Origin of the sequence: Lysinibacillus sp. AR18-8 (assembly GCF_001705465.1) — a bacterium.
GTDB classification, from domain to species: Bacteria; Bacillota; Bacilli; order Bacillales_A; family Planococcaceae; genus Lysinibacillus; species Lysinibacillus capsici.
Genome location: NZ_MDGU01000012.1, coordinates 32,378 through 51,486 on the forward strand (window position 1 = coordinate 32,378; position 19,109 = coordinate 51,486).

Genomic DNA, 19,109 nt, shown 5'->3' on the forward strand with positions numbered 1-19,109 from the left:
AGTTTTATACATGAAAGCATATTTAGCAAATGGGTTATTTTCGTTAGGCGATCGTTTTGTAAATGAACAATTGGCAGCAGCTATTCGCGAGGTAGCACCAGGCATCGCATTATATGTACCTCAGGAGAATGAGGCCATCAATGATAAATCTGCCTATGCAGATAGCTTAGCGATTGCCCAAGCAGATTTAGAGATGCTACAGGATAGCGATGTTCTGATAGCTGTATTAGATGGGGTGGAAATTGATTCAGGCGTTGCCGCAGAGATAGGTGCGTTTTCGATGCTGAATCGTCCCATTATTGGTGTGCTAACAGATGTTCGTCAGCAAGGGCGGGACAATATGCAAAAAATAGAGGCACTGATCCGAGATGGGCTAGAGAATCAGTTTGTTTATCGTAATTTATTTGTTGTGGGGTTAATTAAACGCAATGGCGTGATTACAGCTTCTATTGAAGAGGCTGTGAAAGCCATACAAAAACTACAGAACGGGGAGGCATCATGATGCTATTAGCTACATCAGACATGGTGGCAGGAAAAGATATCATGGAAACATTAGGGCTAGTGAAAGGGAATTCTGTTCAATCTAGAAATATTGGTCGTGACATGATAGCAGGTCTTCGCAATATTGTCGGTGGAGAAATGAAGGAGTATGCGGAGATGCTTGTGCGCTCTCGTGAAATTGCCACAGAGGCAATGGTAGAGGAAGCCAAACAATTAGGTGCAGATGCAGTTGTAGGCGTTCGTTATGCTACTTCATCTGTCATGGATGGTACATCCGAAGTATTGGTATATGGAACAGCTGTAAAATTCAAATAAAAGAGTACAAGGACTTTCATTCAATGGAAGTCCTTTTTCAATGGTTAAAAAGTGACACATTCATCTAAAATGCTGTAAAATTTTAGTTAATTATGTCAAAAATACAGTCTATTGTGCTGCTTGAATGGTGATTTATTATAGGATGCGTATAGTACAAATTATACCAATAAAGTAGAAGTTTTATCTTGATTCAGTTTATAGATAATGAGATGAATGCACAAATGGAGTAGGTGTCAAAACACCAACTGAATCAAGATAAAAGCCCAAGCGGAGGTCACAGATTTTGAAGAGGAGCTTTTTGAGCAACTCGCAAAAAATCTGGACGCAATCAGTAGAAGGGCTATTTATGGCCAATATTCTGCAAGCTGGGCATGATAGAAGAAAGAGTGGGATATATGGTAGATTCACAACAAGGCAAAGGCTATCGCGTACTATCGATGTTTGATCGATTGATGGATGGCCAAGGAATCAACAAGAAGCAAGAAGCATTGACACATCAGGTTGGTGAAAAAACCATACAACGGGATATCGATGAAATTCGTACGTATCTGGAAAAGGCTAAGCTAGATTACCATTTACAATATGTACGTACAGAAAAAGTGTATAAATTAATGCATAAAAAAAACAATCGTTTATCTAAAGAACAGGTACTAGTCATCGTTAAAATACTGATTGCCTCAAAAGCTCTCGTAAAATCGGATATCGGTGAGATCGTTAATCAACTTCTCTCACGTGTAGCAGACGATCAACTGTTATTAAATGAAAAAATTGTATATGAAGATATCCATCAAAACAAGTCATTATTGTCCTTGATATGGGGAATTTCAACAGCTATTCAAAAGAGAAAGGTCATTACAATTGATTATTTACAGGAGGGTGAAGCGATTCCAACTACAAAAATTTTAAAGCCGCTCGCTGTTATCTTTTCAACACATTATTTTTATTTAATAGGAGATAATCAAGAAACCCCAACTGTTTACAGAATGGATCGTATTCAGCATTTTCGTGAAATGACTATCCATTTTGAATTTCCATCTGTACATCCATTACAAGTAGAGGACACTAATGACCTTACTCATATCCGTCTTCTCTATAAAGGCCGTTCTCCTCAAATAGTCTATAGTCGTTTCCCAACAGCCCACCTAGTTTCACAAAACAATCATGAATATGTTTTTGAGGCAGAAGTGTTAGAATATGGCGTGAAAGAGTGGTTGTTAAGTCAAGGAGCCGATATGGAGGTATTAGAGCCAATTGAACTGAGAGAAGAGATCATTGAGACCTTACAAGCTATGCAGCAAAATTATCGTTACATATAAAAACCCGTGCGTACATGCACGGGTTTTTACGCTTACTGAAACAATTGTTTGATAAATGTCGTATCGATATCCTTAGTGAGCTTATAATCTTTCATGTAATTTTCCTCATATAAATACACGAATAAATGCTGGTCATCATCTAAACGCAAGCCAATTTCTCTGTTGTCATTAATTGAGAGTGTTAGCCAGTATGCTTCATGAGCATCAGAATTCGAAAACCACACCTTTTTTAAAGGTAGGTCCTTGAATGGCTGCATAATTTGATTGATTTCTGCTGCGTCAGTAATCGTTACTGTTTTTTCATCTGAGGAACGAATAATTTCAATCTCATGAATTTCCTCCATTTCGAGACGTTCTGTTACCTCTGTTGTAAAATCAGTGTCTCGTGTTAACAGCATTGTCGAGATATACAGAATAAGTAGTGGTAGTAAAATGCCTAGAAGTAGTTTGTATCTTTTTTTCATGCTTGTCTCCTTAAATTCTAAAAATTCACACATATGTATTCTTTTCCACGCTATAATTGAGCATATACTGAAATGATGAAGGAAGGCAATTAAATGACACATAATCATGAAGAAAAAGAACTATTTTACCCAAGTGGAATCATCATGTATCGAGGTGGCGTCAAGAAGAATGATTTCGGTCACGATATTTATGACGGCAAAGGCTCGCTATTTGATCAAGAGGGACAATTATTATTCGAGGGTGAATTCGTCAATCATATGAAGCAAGGCAATGGCATTATGTATTTGAAAGGACAACTCATTTATCAGGGTGAATTCATACAAAATAAAAAACAGGGTCATGGCATTTTATATAAGGATGGTCATATCCATTATGAAGGTCATTTTCGCAATGATTTAATGGATGGCTATGGTGTTTTATATTATGAAGAAGAAGTAATTAGCCCTTATCAAACACTACGAGCACAGTATCCACATTTAAATCAACCGCAGTATGAGGGTGACTTTGTCCATGGCATGAAAAAGGGAAAAGGCAAGCAATACTATCCAAATGGATTTTTACAATATGAGGGTGATTTTATTTGGCATCATATGCAAGGGGCAGGGAAGCTATATTACCCTACGGAATCACCAACAGCTGAGGAGCTTGCACGTGGTGTAACTAATCTCCACTATGAAGGTCATTTCTTTGAGGACCTAAAGCATGGTAAAGGCAAAGTATATTCTAGGGATGGAATTTTAGAAGCGGAAGGGCAATTTAAAGAGGATATGATGACAGGGCAAGGAACGCTCTATTATGCCAATGGGCAAGCTTCCTATATTGGTGACCTCGTTCAAGGCAAAAAACATGGACGAGGCGATTATTATAATGAAGAAGGCAAAATTATCTATAGTGGTGAATTTATTAACGATGAGCGGTTACGCATTACACCTGAAGTCGAGCAAGAGATTGCCAAGCTACAAAAACAATTAGATAGTCTTGTAGGTCTTCCGAATGCAAAGAAGGAATTACATAATTTAATAAACTTTATTAAAATTCAAAGTCTGCGTGTGGATCATGGTTTAACAAGCTTTCCTATTACGTATCATCTTGTCTTCTCGGGCAATCCAGGCACAGGTAAAACAACAGTGGCACGCATTATTGGCCAAATCTACAAGCATCTTGGCGTCCTTTCAAGTGGGCATTTTGTGGAAACAGATCGTGCAGGTTTAGTCGCTGGCTATGTTGGACAAACAGCGTTAAAGGTTCAGGAAGTCGTTAACAAAGCAAAGGGCGGGGTACTTTTTATTGATGAAGCCTATTCATTAATAAATGATAAACAGGATGCATTTGGGAAGGAAGCTATTGATAGTTTATTAAAGGCAATGGAGGATCTACGTGATGACTTGGTAATTATTGTTGCGGGCTATACAGAGCTAATAGAAGATTTTTTACAATCTAATCCAGGCTTTAAATCTCGCTTTAATCATTTTGTACAATTTGATAATTTTAGCACGGATGAACTCTATGATATTTTTGCGATGCTTTGTCAAACGAACGATTATCAATTTGGCGAAGCATTTGCCCAACATATGAAAACACAGCTACGTCATATGCCGATTGAAACCATCCCTAATTTCTCGAATGGTCGTTATATTCGAAACTTGTTTGAGAAACTAGTGACAATCCAATCAAACCGATTGATTCAACAGGCAACAATCTCGAGAGAAGAACTCATGACATTTGAGGAGCAGGATATTTTACAGGGCATTGCAGAAAAGTTGTTTGACAATACTTTTTAAGACAAGGAGTAGACGCATGAAAAAGCTATTAGTGTTTATTTTAGTGTGTGCATGTATTTTACCACGACTAGTAACAGTTCATGTTACAGTGAATAATCATATTAATGTACGCCATAAAAACGATAAAAGTTGATGAGTGATGTATAAAGTGGTAATATAAGACAAAACATACGCTAACGTATTTTTTGGAGGGCAATTATGCAAGTAACGAAAGAGGATTGGATTAGAGCGGGTCTAGAGCAATTAGCAGAAGCGGGGATTCATAAAGTACGTATTGAAGCACTTGCTCGATCATTAAACATTAGTAAAGGTAGCTTTTATCATTATTTTCGTGATCGTCAACAACTATTAGATGCCATGCTAGACTATTGGGAAAACCACGCAACAAAGGCCATTATTCAAAATATGGAGCAAGTTGATGCTAATCTAGAGCAGCTTTTACGGATAAGTTTTCACAAAAATAAAAAGATGGAGATAGGCATTTATGCTTGGGCCAAATATGATTCAGATGTCGCAAAGCGTATCGTTCAAATAGAGGAGCAGCGAATAGCCTGTGTGGCGACACTCTATCAAAAAAGTGGTATCAGCATAGACGAATCCACTGATCGTGCAAGATTAGCATATTTAACCTATATAGGCTGGATGACACGATTTGAAGCCAATCCTCATTTCGATCTCGAAAAAATGATTAAGCTGTTAATACAGTAAGAAGGTCTCTCAGAGCTAACATGGGCTTTGAGGGACTATATTTAACGCCAGAACATACGGTAGCGTATGTAAATGAAGAGGAGGTAGAACATGTTTATTTTATCAATTGTCGCAGTGGGACTATTAGGGCTCATTAGTATCCTACATATTTATTGGGCCTTTGGTGGTCGATGGGGTACAGAAGCTGTTATTCCTATGAAAGAAGGCAGCCAACAAGCCGTTTTTACGCCTAGAAAATGGGGAACGCTCTTTGTTGCAATGCTGTTGATGCTAGCAAGTGGTATCATCCTTGTTCAAGGAGGCTTCATGCCATTTTTTCAAGCCTCTATTTTTTCAAAAGTAGGAAGTATCGTTTGTGCGCTAGTATTTTTGCTACGAGCAATTGGTGATTTTAAGTATGTTGGTATTTTTAAAACGATTAAGCATTCCACATTTGCTCAAAATGATTCAAAATGGTATAGTCCTTTATGCTTGTTTCTTAGCTTTGTTTATGTGCTGGTGTTAGTTTAACAGCCAATTTTACTTTAATAAGGGGAGCAGAATGGGGGATATAAAATGGAGCAAATGATCTACTTACTTCGCCATGGTGAGACAAATTATAATACACAAGGGAGATATCAAGGACAGCTTGATTCACCACTCACTGAGCGTGGTCGGGAGCAGGTTCAGCAAAATGCGCGCATGCTGAAATCACTCATTGGCGATGCAGATGAATGGACCATCCTATCAAGTCCAATGGGAAGAGCCATGCAAAGCACAGCCATACTTTGTGAAACACTGGGCTATGACAGCAACAAGGTGAGGCAGGATCCACGTTTAACAGAGGTTGCTGTGGGACAATGGGCTGGATTAACCATGGCGGAAATACAGCAACAATGGCCTGCCTTGTTAACGAACACAGATGCCTTCAATTGGTATTTTCGTGCACCAGATGGGGAAACCTATGAAGCTGTTGTAAGCAGATTAACTGCTTTGCTTGAAACGATTCAACCACTTTCAAAAGTGATTATTGTCTCGCATGGCTTAACTGGTCGTATTTTACGCGGCGTCTATGCAAGTCTAAGCAAAGAAGAGACGCTCAAGTTAGAGGTTTCTCAAGATGTAATGTTCAAATTGAAAAATAAAGAGATTACAAGAATTAGTTCAAATTTCGATGATGATTTTTACCTGTGAAAATATTTGAGCGCATCCCATTTTTCTCAAGGAATATTCAGAAATGCCGCCTCTTATAATGTGTAGGAGGCGTTTTTTATGAAAAAATGGATGTTAGTAGGCTGTATTTGTATCATGGTTTTCTTATTTTATTATACAAGCAAAACATATGAATTCACGCATCTAGAACTGCCATCATTACATAGTCAAAATGCTTTGTTACTCAATGAACAGGGCGATGTATTATACGAAAAAAATGCGGATGCTATTATTTATCCTGCATCTTTAACAAAGATCATGACAGCCATCGTTGCCATAGAGATGACAGATAATTTACAAACACAAACCATTGTAGAGCCCCAAACGATTGCGAACTATACGGCACAAAATGCTTCGATGGCAGGCTTTCAAGCAGGAGATTTTGTCACGATGGAGGATTTATTGTATGGTACACTCCTTGCCTCAGGTGCCGATGCAACAGGAACACTTGCAGATGCTGTCGCTGGCAGTGAGGACAAATTTGTCACGTTGATGAATAACAAGGCGCAAGAATTAGGCATGCATGACACACATTTTGTTAATACCAGTGGCCTACATGATGAGGCACATGTATCCAGCGTGCGGGATATCAGCAAGCTTCTGCGATATGCATTAGAAAATCATACCTTTTATCAAATATTTACCTCAAAAAACTACACAACCTATGTTCCCAATCAATTAATCATCACAAACTCATTATTTACAAAATTACCTGGTCTAGACAGTCCGATAATAGGTGGAAAAACAGGCTATACCCCAGAAGCAGGACTGTGTCTGGCGACCATAATCGAGAAAGAAGGGAAATCTTTTTTATTCATTACAACCAATGCTCCTAGCTATATATGGAACCCACCCCCACATATTGAAGATGCCCTAACGGCCTTCGAAGCTTTATAGCAGGAAAAATAATGAAAAAACCTCAACTTTTTCATGGTTTTTAACGTCTTAATAGAAAGGGGAATTATATAGCTGAGGTTTGGTGGTGGATAACCAGCTTTTTATAGGAACCATCAAATACGGGGAGAGCTGCTTCTCAAAGAGGTGAGAGCCCTCTCCCAGTAAGGAGAAAGTCACTCACTTAAGTCCGTAGGCCGTTTAGCAGCATGAGATAAAGGAGCTAACACAAAATCTACAAAATAAGCCACCATCATTTAATTATCATAACCTATGCATAGTTTCTCAGTAAAAAGGGAAGGAGGGATGTATAAGTATTTACTAAAATATGAATTTTAGCAGCATCGTAAAAGGGAATCTAGTTGATTATTACTATTTTATGGCAGGGTTGTTTACTCTATAATAAAAGTTAAATCTTAGCAATTTTTTAGCAAACAGACATGGAAGACATCTAAGGGCGGTGTAGAACAATGAAAAAATTTTTACCCTTTGCCATCGTTTTTACGTTTATGATGTGCATCTTGGCAGGGCAACTTTCAGTAAATGCTGAAGGGTCAGTGGTGATTCACAAGGTAGTCAAAGATACGGTTATTTTTGAAGAAGCTTCTACGAATAGTGCGGAGATCGGGGAACTTTCGAAAGGTAGCTTTGTTTCAGTAACAAAAGTAAGTAAAGGTTGGACACATATTCAAACGCCAGAGCAGGAGGGCTATGTCACATCTGATGCTTTAGTCAAGTTGAAGTCTGAGGGATACCTAGTGATTCAAAAGGGCAGTACAACATTATTTACAGCCCCAAGTCAACATGCCCAGCATGTAGGACAGCTCTATGAAGGACGAATAATTTATGTATATGGCACAGCACCTGGTGGTTGGTCTTTCGTTCAATATGGCGAGGAGATAGGATATGTAGCGACAAACGCATTAAAAAAACCAGCTCCAACGAAGAAAAAAATTAATGCTGTTGCTGGTGCTGAATTACGATTAACAGCTAGTCCAAACGGAGAAGTTCTTGGTACACTTCCCAATAAAACAACTGTCCAGTATTACATAACACTTGCTGGTTGGGCTTATGTAGAAGCAGGCGACCAAAAAGGGTATGTCAAAGCTTCTGAGCTAGCCGATATTCAGTTAATAGATAATAAAGTTTATAATAAAGGTGTGCCAGTAGCGAAAGGCGCAAAAAAACGGGTAGCCTTAACATTTGATGATGGGCCAGATGCTAAGGTGACACCACAAATTTTGGCAACGTTAAAGAAATACGATGCCAAGGCTACATTCTTTATGGTAGGTAAAAATGTGTCAAGAAATGCTGCAATCGTTAAACAAGTCTATGAAGCAGGACATGAAATCGGCAACCATACCTTGAGCCATAAAAAATTAACGACCTTATCAATAGCAGGCGTTAAACAAGAAGTCAATGGCACAAGTAATGCTATTTATGCAGCCATCGGGCAGTATCCAACTGTTTTCCGCCCACCCTATGGGGCGACCAATGACCAAGTACGTTCTGTCATGACAATACCCTCGATTTTGTGGTCGATTGATACACTGGATTGGAAACATCACAATCCAGATAAAATTTTAGCGTATGTCAAAGCCTCTGTAAAAGATGGGAGTATTATTCTAATGCACGATATCCATCAAACGACAGCCAATGGTTTAGAAAATGTTATTCTTTATTTACAAAAACAAGGCTATGAATTTGTTACAGTAAGTGAGATATTACAATAATAGAAAAGCTTTGCAATCGTCTACTCAGAACGAATGCAAAGCTCTTTTTTATTTAAATAAATTGATAGTCGTAATAATAATAGGAATCCCAAATACGTCAATTAAAAATGCGCCGACAATCGGTACGACAAGAAAGGCTTTTTTAGAAGGACCGAAGCGTTGCACAACGGCTGACATATTGGCCATGGCATTTGGTGTTGCGCCTAGACCATGTCCTGCAAAACCTGCTACCATAACAGCAGCATCGTAGTTTTTGCCAAGTAATTTAAATAACACAAAAATACTAAATACAACAATAAAGAATACTTGCGCAAAAACAATGATGAATAATGGTAGTGCCAAATCAGCAATTTCCCATAATTTAATACTCATGAGAGCCATGGAAAGGAATACACCTAATGTGACATCTCCAATTAATGAGATGCTTTTCATATTAATGGCTTCAGGTTTGAATTTATCCATAATATTGCGCACTAATACAGCCACAAACATTGCTCCTACATAGCCAGGTAGAACGAAACCTGTTGCTTCTGAGAATAGTGTGCCGACGTACGTACCAACAGCCATACAGAAAGTAATTAATAAGACTTGTGTAAAGAACGAATCCGATGTAATTTGCTCATGTTTATTTTCATATTGGACTTCTTCCGATTCTTGTTCATCTGGTGTTAAATTATATTTACCTACTAAATATTTGACAATTGGACCACCAATTAAGCCACCAGCAACTAGACCACATGTTGCGGCAGCAGCACCAATTGTCATAGCTGAAGAAATCCCTAAATCTTCTAAGGTTTGGCCAAATGCAGCTGCAGCGCCATGACCACCCTCCATAGAAACGGCACCCGCCATCATACCGATTAAAGGATGGATCCCCATAAGTGAGGCCAGAGATACCCCAATGACATTTTGCATTAACGCTAGGAAGCCACATGCTAGCCAGTAGATAATCAGTAATTTACCACCGAGCTTTACAAGTTTAAAGCTTGCACCTAAGCCAATTGTCGTAAAGAAAGTAATCATAAATAAGCTTTGTAAAGAAGTATCAAGTGATATTTCTAAAATACCCGTTGTTTTTAAGATAGTGGCAAGAGCAGCGAACAATAAACCACCAACCACTGGTGCTGGGATACAGAAACGCTTTAAAAAGCCTATTTTATTGATAAGAAAGCTTCCTAATGCAAAGAGTGCAACAGCTAGGAATACCGTTGTAATTTGATTAATTTCGATCATGAACCTTGCCCCCTAAGTAAGTTGTTCAGTGCCTCATATACAAAATAGGCACCTAATTTCACTGTACGTCCATTTTCATCTAATAACGGATTGACCTCACAAATATCAAATGAATGGGTGTGAGGGTGTGAAGTGACTTGTTGCAAAATGGAGCGCACAGTCGATGGGTCAAGCCCAAACGGTGATGGAGCACTTACACCTGGAGCAAATGCTGCATTCAATACATCCATACATAATGTTAAAAGAATATAATCATGCTTATCCATAAAATGTTGTAATGCATCCGTTAATTGTTGTTGGTAGGCTACCGTCATTTGATCCTCATAAACATACTTCACGTTTAATTCATCAGCTTTTTCGAAAAGTTCTCTTGTATTGCCGTAGCGTTGAATACCAACAACAAAATAGTCAGCGTGTGGATCCTGCTCTAAAATTTGACGGAACATCGTACCTGACGAAGGTTGTTCATCATATGGTCGTAAATCAAAGTGAGCATCTATATTGATGATGCCGATTTTAGCTTCCTTTGGTAGAGCAGAACGAACGCCTAAATAATGGCCATACAGCGTTTCATGCCCGCCACCTAGCACCACACATGATATGTTTTTTTGTAGTACTGTTGCTACGACTTCACCAAGCTCACGTTGCGCCTCCTCTAAAGCATGGTTTAGACAAACGATATTGCCAACATCAATAATTTGCTGATCGTCCTCAAATGTCCACGGTAAGCTGGCTAAGCCTTCTCGTAGGGCGTTTGGACCATTTGCTGCCCCTACACGGCCTTGATTTCGACGTACCCCTTCATCGCAGATAAAGCCAACGAGAGCAGCACTTTTCTTATCTGAAGCGCTTACATCATTAATCGCAACTCTTTTTACTTGTTGATGTAAACGAAAGCTGCTTGTATTTGTCGTTGAATCTATTCGGCCTTTCCATTGTTTTTGATCTGTCATTGTGTACATAAACTTATCAACCCCATTGTGAATATTATTGTAGAAAAAGTATTGTTGTAATTCATTATATATTCACATAATTATAATTACTAATATATAATTAATATTAATCTATAGCTTTTAACTATAAATCTGGGAGGTATCTATAGGTGGACATAAAACAATTACACTATTTTATCGCTGTTTCAGAACAGATGAATTTCTCAAAAGCCGCAGAAAGACTGCATATTTCGCAGCCTTCCTTAAGTAATGCGATCAAAAAATTAGAACAAGAGATTGGCTCCCCTTTATTAGAGAGAAATACTAGAAATCTGCAATTAACAGAAGCTGGAGAGTTACTTTTTGAACGAGCAAAAGTTATTGTAAAAAATATGGAAGTGCTAAAAATCGAAATGGATGAAGTGATTGTTCATGGCACGAGGGACATTACCATTGGTGTCATGGAATCTATTAAGCATTGGCTGCCAAAGGTAATCGCCAACTATAAAAAAGACTATCCTCACATGAAAATTCACTTAGTCGATATTTTAGGTAGTAAGCGGGTGAAAAAATCCTTGAAAAGCTATAAAACTCATTTAATCATCACCAATCAGCTAATGGATGATCCAGAGTTGGAAGTTCAAACTTTATATGAAGAACGGTTGGTCGCAGTATTACCTTTACATCATCCGTTAGCTCAAAAGGATACTTTAACCATCTCAGATATTTGTGAAGAACCATTTATTATTAGTACCGAGGGCTTTCAAACAAGACGAGATATCTTAACGTCATTTGAACAGGCTGGTAAAAACATTAATATTCAATTTGAAATTGAGCGTTTTGAAACCGCTGTATCGCTTGTACGAGAACATTTAGGAGTGACCATATTACCTGAAAATTACTTGCAAGGACCGACTGCCAAAACAATTGTAAAAAAAGAAATAGAGGGTCTGAATTTAAGTCGCAATGTCTATCTAGTGTACTTAAAAAACCGTCATTTACCATTAGCCATCCGACAATTACTGAAGGATATAGTACAGTTTTTTGAAAATAAATGATGTAAGTCCATAGTAATGAATTCTCGCTTTTATTAGAAAATTCAAAAATAGAACATTGCTTTACTAGAAAAATAGCGGTAACATTTATTGTAAGAATGAAAATGAACATTCATTCATTTTGCGAAGTTCAAGCAAAGGGGGTATCTTCTAATGAATTTTTCCTATAGTGAAAAAGTTGAGAAGTTACAGGACAAGCTGAAGAATTTTATGGCGCAATACATTTATCCAAATGAGGCCGTTTATGCTGCACAGGTTGAGGCAATGGAGGATCGTTGGGGAGCGATTCCACCGATTATGGAGGAGCTGAAGCAGAAGGCACAACAGGCAGGTTTGTGGAATTTATTTTTACCAGATAGTGAATATGGGGCAGGCTTAACCAACTTAGAATACGCACCTTTATGTGAAATCATGGGCCGCTCACTTCTTGCCCCCGAAGTGTTTAACTGTAATGCACCTGACACAGGCAATATGGAAGTACTTGTACGCTATGGAACGGCACAGCAAAAAAAACAGTGGCTAGAACCGTTATTACGAGGTGAAATACGGTCCTGCTTTGCGATGACGGAGCCAGCCGTTGCATCCAGTGATGCTACAAATATTGAGGCAAGCATTGAACGCGATGGAGATGAATACATTTTAAATGGCCATAAATGGTGGACAACTGGTGCTGGGGATCCTCGCTGTAGGGTGGCTATTTTTATGGGCAAGCATAAAGATACAACGGCTCCTATCCATGAGCAGCAGTCTATGATTCTTGTACCGATGGATACACCAGGAGTAAAAGTGGAGCGTATGCTAACGGCTTTTGGCTACGACCATGCGCCAGAAGGACATGGTGAGGTTACATTTACCAATGTGCGTGTACCGGTGGAAAATATTTTATGGGGTGAAGGTAAAGGCTTTGCCATTGCGCAAGGCAGACTAGGACCAGGTAGAATTCATCATTGTATGCGTCTTATTGGTGCCGCAGAGCGTGCATTAGAGGAAATGTGTGTACGTGTACAAGCGCGGCAGGCATTTCATCGACCACTAGCAGATCAAGGGGTAATGCGGGAGCGCATTGCAGAATCTCGGATGGATATTGAGCAAGCAAGACTTTTAACATTGAAGGCTGCTTATATGATGGACACAGTAGGCAACAAAGAGGCAAAAGCTGAAATTGCTATGATTAAGGTAGTTGCTCCAAATATGGCACTCAGAGTCATTGATCGAGCTATCCAAGCATTTGGTGCTGCTGGGGTAGGTCCCGATACTACGCTTGCTGCACAATGGGCAAATTCTCGTACATTACGTTTAGCGGATGGACCAGATGAGGTGCATCGTAATACCATTGCTAAACTAGAATTGAAAAAGCATGCCAACAAACAAGAGGAGCTGGTGAAATGACGGTCCTAGAGTTATTTAGCTTAAAAGGTAAAACAGCGATTGTGACAGGTGGAGGACGTGGACTCGGTGCGCAAATTGCTCAAGGATTTGCAGAGGCTGGAGCCAATGTGGTCTTATGCTCACGAAAGGTGGAGGCATGTGAGGAGGTTGCCGCAGGACTCGAAAAGCTTGGTGTTCAAGCATTAGCTCTAGCCTGTGATGTCACAAAGCCTGAGGATATTGCCAATGTGGTAGCCCAAACGATTACAACATTTGGTAGAATTGATATTTTAGTCAATAACAGTGGCGCATCATGGGGAACACCTGCCATTGATATGCCCTACGAAGCCTGGCAAAAAGTATTTGATGTCAATGTCAACGGGACATTTTTATTCAGCCAAGCCGTTGGCAAAATTATGCTAGAGCAGAAAAGCGGCAAAATCATTAATATTGCTTCTATTGCTGGACTAGGTGGGACGCTACCAGCCTTTATGGATACGATTGCCTATAACGCGAGTAAAGGGGCTGTCATTACTTTAACGAAGGATTTAGCCGTCAAATGGGGGCCACATGGAGTCAATGTCAACGCTATTGCACCAGGTTTTTTCCCTACGAAAATGTCCAATGTCTTAATCGAACGTGGACAAGACTATTTGATGGGTGTTACACCGTTGAAACGCTTAGGCTCCGAAAATGATTTGAAGGGCGTAGCTTTATTTTTAGCAGCACCAGCTTCGGACTATGTAACAGGGGATGTCATTGTAGTAGATGGGGGCATGAGCTCCATTATTTAAGGAGGGAAATAGAATGGATACGATGCAAGTAAGGTCAAGTGAACGTTTGGATGTTGATAAACTACATGCCTTTTTAGAGAGTTATTTCACTGAGCTTCCACAGGGGAAGCTTGAAATAGCACAATTTAGTGCAGGGCATTCCAATTTGACGTATTGTTTAAAAATAGCTGATTTTGAAGCTGTTCTACGTCGTCCTCCGCTTGGACCAGTTGCCAAAAAAGCGCATGATATGAAGCGGGAATTTACGATTTTATCGGCACTGCATCCATTTTTACCATCGGTTCCAAAACCATATGTCTATGTAGAGGATCGAGACATTATCGGTAGTGATTTCTTTTTAATGGAGCGCAAAAAAGGAATCGTCCTTGATACACATTTTCCAAAAGGCAAAGAACCAACAGAGGAGCTAGCACGTCAATTGTCCGAACTGATGGTTGATTCTTTAGTTGCATTACATGCTATTCCTTATCAGGACACTCCGTTAAAGGATATCGTGAAGCCTGACGGATTTCTTGAAAGACAAGTGTATGGCTGGATTGAGCGTTATGAAAATGCGAAAACAGCAGAACATGCAGAAGTAGCGATGTTAACAGAGTGGTTAAAAAACAATCTTCCGTCCAATCATGAGGCAACCATTATTCATTATGATTATAAATTGAATAATGCAATGTTCTCTGAGGACTATACCGAAATGATTGGCCTTTTTGATTGGGAGATGGCAACAGTAGGGGACCCACTTGCTGATATTGGTGTAGCAATGAGTTATTGGATGCAAGCGGATGACCCGAAAATGCTATTATATGCACTTGGTGAACCACCAGTAACTGTATTACCAGGCTTTTATACCCGACAGCAATTTATTGATCGTTATGCAGAGAAAAGTGGGCGAGATGTGTCAGCTATTCATTATTACTGTACATTTGCTTATTTTAAATTAGCCGTTATTTGTCAGCAAATCTATTATCGCTATGTTCAAGGACAAACGCAGGATGATCGCTTTGCTCAGATGGATAAAATGGTCGCTGCCCTCATACAACAAGCTTCTCAATCAATATGATTTTATGGAAAAACGGTTACTTTTAATAAAGTAGCTGTTTTTTAAAGCCTATTATAACAGATTATCCGACATTAATTTATATAATTATTCATACTAACTCGCACAAAATTTACTCAAAAAACATAATAAATCACGTACAAGAAATTAAAAGAGGAGGGAACGTTTGTTCTTTTAGGCAGGAGTGTTAATCAATAACCATTTATTGTTTTTCGATAAAAAATAATTGACTTGCAATAAAAATAACGCTATCATCAATTACAACAAGGATTTAACAAATGGAGGAAGAAATAATGGGGAAATATTTACTTGCCACAATTCCGATGATCGTGGGGATCGTATGTTTATTTATAAAAGGCCTTATAGGAGATGAGATACTAGCAGATGGTACGATAGTGGAGAAAAACTTCTTTTTAATTCCATTGAGCTATTTATTTTTCTTTAGCGGTATACTTACATTCTTGATTATGGCGTTATCTTCTACATTCAAAAAGCAAACTTCCATATAATAATGCTAAAAACAGGCTCTAAATAGGGCCTGTTTTTTATAACCATGTTTGATCTAGCTTATCACTGTAGTACTGAATAGCTTTTTTATAATCTTGAATGCCTTGATGATTGGCTGTGCGTAATATCGTGTTCAATAATGTTTCCATTGATTTTGCATGTTCGCCAAGATTATAGAGTGTCATGGCATAGAAGACCTTGATATGCTCAGCCTTGGGGAACTCTTGAATGGCTTGTTCAAAGATCCGTTTTGCTTGCTCGTATTGTCCTATAGTCCGATAGGTGCTCCCTAAACCAAGATAGGCATCCACTAAAACTTCTGGTTCTAGCCCCAACTTTATCGCTTCTTCGTAGTGCGGAACAGCCTCTTTTTCCTGCCCTAAAGAATCAAATGTCCAAGCACATTGAAAGTGATAATAAGCATTTTGAGGCTGTTCCTTGACCAGTGCCACCATACATTGATTTGCTTCCTCAAGCTGTCCGTTTTTTCTTAATGTAAGTATGTGTTCTAATTGTTTGTCCATTATATTTAACCTCTTCTTTACTTAAGTAACTTACCATTCATAAAAACAATCTTCTATCAGCAACTCAAATGAATCAGCTATTCGCTTAATTTCTCCACAACCATGATCGCAAATAAAAACATGGCCTGATGGATCGATGAAAATGGGATTACCCCCACCATCCATTGAAATAACATAGCTCGTTTCTAAAACATTTGGAGATAGGAACTCTTTATATTGTTGACGGAAATCCAGTGTTAAATCGACAACGGTTTCGTTTCCTAGACTTGAGCCGTTAGAAAAAGCATGGATTGCTATACCTGCATATGCCCCACCAAACGTTTTAATGAACGCTACGTAGTCGCTGTGAAATTGTACATGAAGTTGTTGCTGTGCCTCTATGATTTCCCTTTGACTTGCAGGTTTACCCACTAACGTTTGATGCTTCTCATTAAATAAAAATAACCGCAAACGCTTTATTAGATCTTCCCTCATAGACATTCTCCTTTTATTCAGTATACACGATCCTTCATTGCTAGGAATCTGAGGAAATGATATTGTTATTGTAAATAATAACATCTACTGGGGTGATAGAATGCTAGAGCGTTCAATGAAAAAAACACGGGAAAACCAAGAGGGAAGGGAGTGATGATACAAAAATAGAAAAGAGGATGAAGAAAATGACATATCAAAAACTTATGTGTGATGGATTTGAATTAAACTATTGTATAAAGGGGCAAGGCCAACCAATTTTAGTGGTGGGGAGTAGTGTTTATTATCCACGTCTGTTCTCAGAAGACTTTTATCAACATTTCCAGGTGATTTTTTTAGATCATCGAGGTTTTGGTAAGCCAGCTCAAGCATTTACGCAAGAAGATTACACATTAAACAAAATAGTGAAGGATATGGAGTGTGCGAGACAAATCCTACAGCTAGATAATTTAATAGTTTTAGGACATTCAGGACATGCATTTATGGCAATGGCGTATGCCAAAGCCTATCCCCAGCATGTTCAAAAACTCGTACTCTTAAATACAGCAACATCGAATAGTCAAGAAAGACAGCAACAAAGCTTGTCTTATTTTGAGGCACATGCAAGTATGGAGCGTAAACATCAATTTGCGCACGAAATAGCCTTATTGGAACAGGATCTAAAGAAGGAGCCTGAACGACGCTTTGTTCATATGTGTATTCGTATGGGGGCGCATAGTTTTTATGATTTTATGTTCAATGCTACCTCTATGTGGGATAACGTTCATCCGAATATGGAAATTATTGATTATCTATGGGGAGTAGCTTTTGCGGAGCAGAACCTTTTACAACAAATGCTACAAGTTAACAAGCCAATTTTTCTAGGTCTAGGCAGGTATGATTATTTAGTAGCCCCTATTTCATTATGGGATGCAGTAGATCATATTCCCTATGTAAAGAAAGTCATTTTTGAAAAAAGTGGTCATAATCCTATGTTTGAAGAGCCTGTATTTTTTAATGAACAACTAATTCAATGGATAAACGAGAGGTAGTCGAATGGCTGGTTATGCTTGTATAGCAATTAACCAGCCTATTTTAATAATAAAAAGAGAAAAGCCAAAGTATCAACTACCTCAACAAGTTTTACGTATTGCATCAATGTTTTGACAGTCCATAATGACAGGCCGTGCCATATCATCGATTTGAAGGAAGTACCCGCAGCAGCTTTGCGGAATAAGATAAATAAAGTATATTCCTAGAAATTGGCTGCCATCTGAGAGGTATACATCTACTAAAGTCCCTGGTTCAAAACATTCTAAGTGACTACAAATACAGCTTTGACAATGCTTTTCAATTTGATTTTGTTTCTGATATTTTTTTTCAAATTGGGGACTATTATAATATTTTATTTTATAAGAATCTTCCTCAATAATAGGATGATCTACGCTGGGAGAGTGACCAAAGTAAACATTCTTTGAGTCACAATAGCATTTAGAAAATTTATGATAATTGTTAAATTCCCAATTCATTCGTGTTAAATATCTGTTTCCATCCATTTCTAAAACGCTCCTTTATGATTACAATGTCATGCTAGCATGAGTCATCTATTTCTAGTCTATGTTAAAAAGCCCTTTAGGAGATGGTAAAATGTCCATTTATCTGTACAATATAAGAAAAGACTAAACTCATTAGTAGAGTTTAGTCTTTCAAGTTGTAATCGCCTTTCAATAAGCCATATATCTCTAAATCAACAACACCCTTACCAGACCATAATGAAGCTTGTCTCAGAAGACCTTCTTTTAAAAATCCATTTTTTAACAGAACCTTTTTCGAGGGTTCATTTAAAGGCATGACTTCTGCCTGTATTCGATTAACATTTACCTCTTCCAATAAAAATTTTACGATTGTTGCAACTGCCTCTGATGCAATGCCTTTTCCCCAGGATGCTTCAGCTAAATAGTAACCGATTGTTACCATATCTACTTTTTGATTAAAGTCCATCGCTTCGATAATCCCTACTAGTTTTTCACGCTGTGATATTTCGAAGATCCCCCATTTAATCCTGCTTTTCTTCGTATAATCACGTTCAAAATGGCCAATCATTTTTTGAACAGTTTGAAGGTTATGTTTTGGGATGATGCCACAATACTCAAATACCTTGTCATTATCATAAATAGCAAATAGCTCTTGTATATGTGAGTCTTCAATTTTTTTAAATTGTAAATTAGCTGAATGTAGGGTAGGGAACTGCTTAAATACTTTCTCAATAATCATCGACCTTGCTCCTT

22 protein-coding genes are annotated in these 19,109 nt (G+C 38.4%); 15 read left to right on the forward strand and 7 right to left on the reverse strand.

From position 1 onward, the window contains the following. Positions 1 to 10: 10 nt before the first annotated feature. From BFM98_RS10130 to BFM98_RS10140, 3 genes are all read left to right on the forward strand, one after another. Complete coding sequence (locus BFM98_RS10130) at positions 11 to 502, forward strand: nucleoside 2-deoxyribosyltransferase (protein ID WP_066037258.1); 492 nt, start codon at positions 11 to 13, stop codon at positions 500 to 502. Further along, complete coding sequence (locus tag BFM98_RS10135) at positions 502 to 816, forward strand: YbjQ family protein (RefSeq protein WP_004225046.1); 315 nt, start codon at positions 502 to 504, stop codon at positions 814 to 816. The genes BFM98_RS10130 and BFM98_RS10135 overlap by 1 nt, the downstream gene beginning before the upstream one ends. 371 nt (positions 817 to 1,187) lie before the next feature. Next, entirely contained in the window at positions 1,188 to 2,132 is a 945-nt protein-coding gene (locus BFM98_RS10140; RefSeq protein ID WP_254660021.1) for a helix-turn-helix transcriptional regulator, read from the forward strand. Positions 2,133 to 2,164: 32 nt separating this feature from the next. Here the strand turns inward: BFM98_RS10140 and BFM98_RS10145 are convergent, their stop codons facing one another. Next, complete coding sequence (locus BFM98_RS10145) at positions 2,165 to 2,596, reverse strand: hypothetical protein (RefSeq protein WP_054550389.1); 432 nt, start codon at positions 2,594 to 2,596, stop codon at positions 2,165 to 2,167. A gap of 93 nt (positions 2,597 to 2,689) precedes the next feature. Between BFM98_RS10145 and BFM98_RS10150 the strand changes: the two genes are divergently transcribed. The 6 genes from BFM98_RS10150 (at position 2,690) to BFM98_RS10175 (ending at position 8,904) form a co-directional block, all read left to right on the forward strand. After that, positions 2,690 to 4,378: an AAA family ATPase gene (locus tag BFM98_RS10150; RefSeq protein ID WP_066037260.1), complete on the forward strand. Its 1,689-nt coding sequence runs from the start codon at positions 2,690 to 2,692 to the stop codon at positions 4,376 to 4,378. A gap of 198 nt (positions 4,379 to 4,576) precedes the next feature. Beyond that, positions 4,577 to 5,086: a TetR/AcrR family transcriptional regulator gene (locus tag BFM98_RS10155; protein WP_066037261.1), complete on the forward strand. Its 510-nt coding sequence runs from the start codon at positions 4,577 to 4,579 to the stop codon at positions 5,084 to 5,086. 90 nt (positions 5,087 to 5,176) lie between these two features. Beyond that, positions 5,177 to 5,596, forward strand: a complete 420-nt coding sequence (locus BFM98_RS10160) for a DUF3995 domain-containing protein (RefSeq protein ID WP_054550386.1) — start codon at positions 5,177 to 5,179, stop codon at positions 5,594 to 5,596. A gap of 45 nt (positions 5,597 to 5,641) precedes the next feature. Continuing rightward, positions 5,642 to 6,259, forward strand: coding sequence for a histidine phosphatase family protein (locus tag BFM98_RS10165; RefSeq protein WP_016993289.1), 618 nt, complete (start codon positions 5,642 to 5,644; stop codon positions 6,257 to 6,259). Positions 6,260 to 6,337: 78 nt separating this feature from the next. Further along, complete coding sequence (locus BFM98_RS10170) at positions 6,338 to 7,174, forward strand: D-alanyl-D-alanine carboxypeptidase family protein (protein WP_066037262.1); 837 nt, start codon at positions 6,338 to 6,340, stop codon at positions 7,172 to 7,174. Positions 7,175 to 7,641: 467 nt separating this feature from the next. Then, entirely contained in the window at positions 7,642 to 8,904 is a 1,263-nt protein-coding gene (locus BFM98_RS10175; RefSeq protein ID WP_054550385.1) for a polysaccharide deacetylase family protein, read from the forward strand. Between the two features lie 48 nt (positions 8,905 to 8,952). Here BFM98_RS10175 and gltS read toward each other — a convergent pair whose 3' ends face one another. Then, positions 8,953 to 10,137, reverse strand: coding sequence for a sodium/glutamate symporter (gene gltS / locus BFM98_RS10180; protein ID WP_016993292.1), 1,185 nt, complete (start codon positions 10,135 to 10,137; stop codon positions 8,953 to 8,955). Further along, positions 10,134 to 11,099, reverse strand: coding sequence for a formimidoylglutamase (hutG, locus tag BFM98_RS10185; protein ID WP_054550383.1), 966 nt, complete (start codon positions 11,097 to 11,099; stop codon positions 10,134 to 10,136). The genes gltS and hutG overlap by 4 nt, the downstream gene beginning before the upstream one ends. A 140-nt stretch (positions 11,100 to 11,239) precedes the next feature. Between hutG and BFM98_RS10190 the strand changes: the two genes are divergently transcribed. The 5 genes from BFM98_RS10190 to BFM98_RS10210 all read left to right on the forward strand — a co-directional run bounded on the left by BFM98_RS10190 (position 11,240) and on the right by BFM98_RS10210 (position 15,849). Next, positions 11,240 to 12,127 (forward strand): LysR family transcriptional regulator, encoded by an 888-nt coding sequence (locus BFM98_RS10190; protein WP_048392528.1) that lies wholly within the window; start codon positions 11,240 to 11,242, stop codon positions 12,125 to 12,127. 150 nt (positions 12,128 to 12,277) lie between these two features. Continuing rightward, positions 12,278 to 13,513: an acyl-CoA dehydrogenase family protein gene (locus BFM98_RS10195; RefSeq protein ID WP_054550382.1), complete on the forward strand. Its 1,236-nt coding sequence runs from the start codon at positions 12,278 to 12,280 to the stop codon at positions 13,511 to 13,513. Beyond that, positions 13,510 to 14,286: an SDR family oxidoreductase gene (locus tag BFM98_RS10200; protein WP_048392531.1), complete on the forward strand. Its 777-nt coding sequence runs from the start codon at positions 13,510 to 13,512 to the stop codon at positions 14,284 to 14,286. Before BFM98_RS10195 ends, BFM98_RS10200 begins: the two co-directional genes overlap by 4 nt. Positions 14,287 to 14,299: 13 nt before the next feature. Further along, positions 14,300 to 15,343: a phosphotransferase family protein gene (locus tag BFM98_RS10205; RefSeq protein WP_066037263.1), complete on the forward strand. Its 1,044-nt coding sequence runs from the start codon at positions 14,300 to 14,302 to the stop codon at positions 15,341 to 15,343. A gap of 290 nt (positions 15,344 to 15,633) precedes the next feature. Continuing rightward, the gene (locus BFM98_RS10210; protein ID WP_066037264.1) at positions 15,634 to 15,849 is read left to right on the forward strand and encodes a DUF3955 domain-containing protein; all 216 of its coding nucleotides are present in this window, start codon (positions 15,634 to 15,636) and stop codon (positions 15,847 to 15,849) included. 36 nt (positions 15,850 to 15,885) lie between these two features. Here BFM98_RS10210 and BFM98_RS10215 read toward each other — a convergent pair whose 3' ends face one another. Further along, complete coding sequence (locus tag BFM98_RS10215; RefSeq protein ID WP_066037265.1) at positions 15,886 to 16,371, reverse strand: tetratricopeptide repeat protein; 486 nt, start codon at positions 16,369 to 16,371, stop codon at positions 15,886 to 15,888. Between the two features lie 30 nt (positions 16,372 to 16,401). Further along, positions 16,402 to 16,845, reverse strand: a complete 444-nt coding sequence (locus BFM98_RS10220) for an SMI1/KNR4 family protein (protein ID WP_066037266.1) — start codon at positions 16,843 to 16,845, stop codon at positions 16,402 to 16,404. 185 nt (positions 16,846 to 17,030) lie between these two features. Between BFM98_RS10220 and BFM98_RS10225 the strand changes: the two genes are divergently transcribed. Next, positions 17,031 to 17,873, forward strand: coding sequence for an alpha/beta fold hydrolase (locus BFM98_RS10225; RefSeq protein WP_066037267.1), 843 nt, complete (start codon positions 17,031 to 17,033; stop codon positions 17,871 to 17,873). Between the two features lie 81 nt (positions 17,874 to 17,954). Here the strand turns inward: BFM98_RS10225 and BFM98_RS10230 are convergent, their stop codons facing one another. Both BFM98_RS10230 and BFM98_RS10235 read right to left on the reverse strand, forming a co-directional pair. Further along, a complete protein-coding gene (locus tag BFM98_RS10230; RefSeq protein WP_066037268.1) occupies positions 17,955 to 18,377 on the reverse strand; it encodes a hypothetical protein in 423 nt (140 codons plus the stop codon). Positions 18,378 to 18,519: 142 nt separating this feature from the next. After that, positions 18,520 to 19,095 carry a GNAT family N-acetyltransferase gene (locus BFM98_RS10235; protein WP_048392543.1) on the reverse strand — a complete coding sequence of 192 codons (576 nt, stop codon included), beginning with the start codon at positions 19,093 to 19,095 and terminating at the stop codon, positions 18,520 to 18,522. Between the last annotated feature and the right edge of the window lie 14 nt (positions 19,096 to 19,109).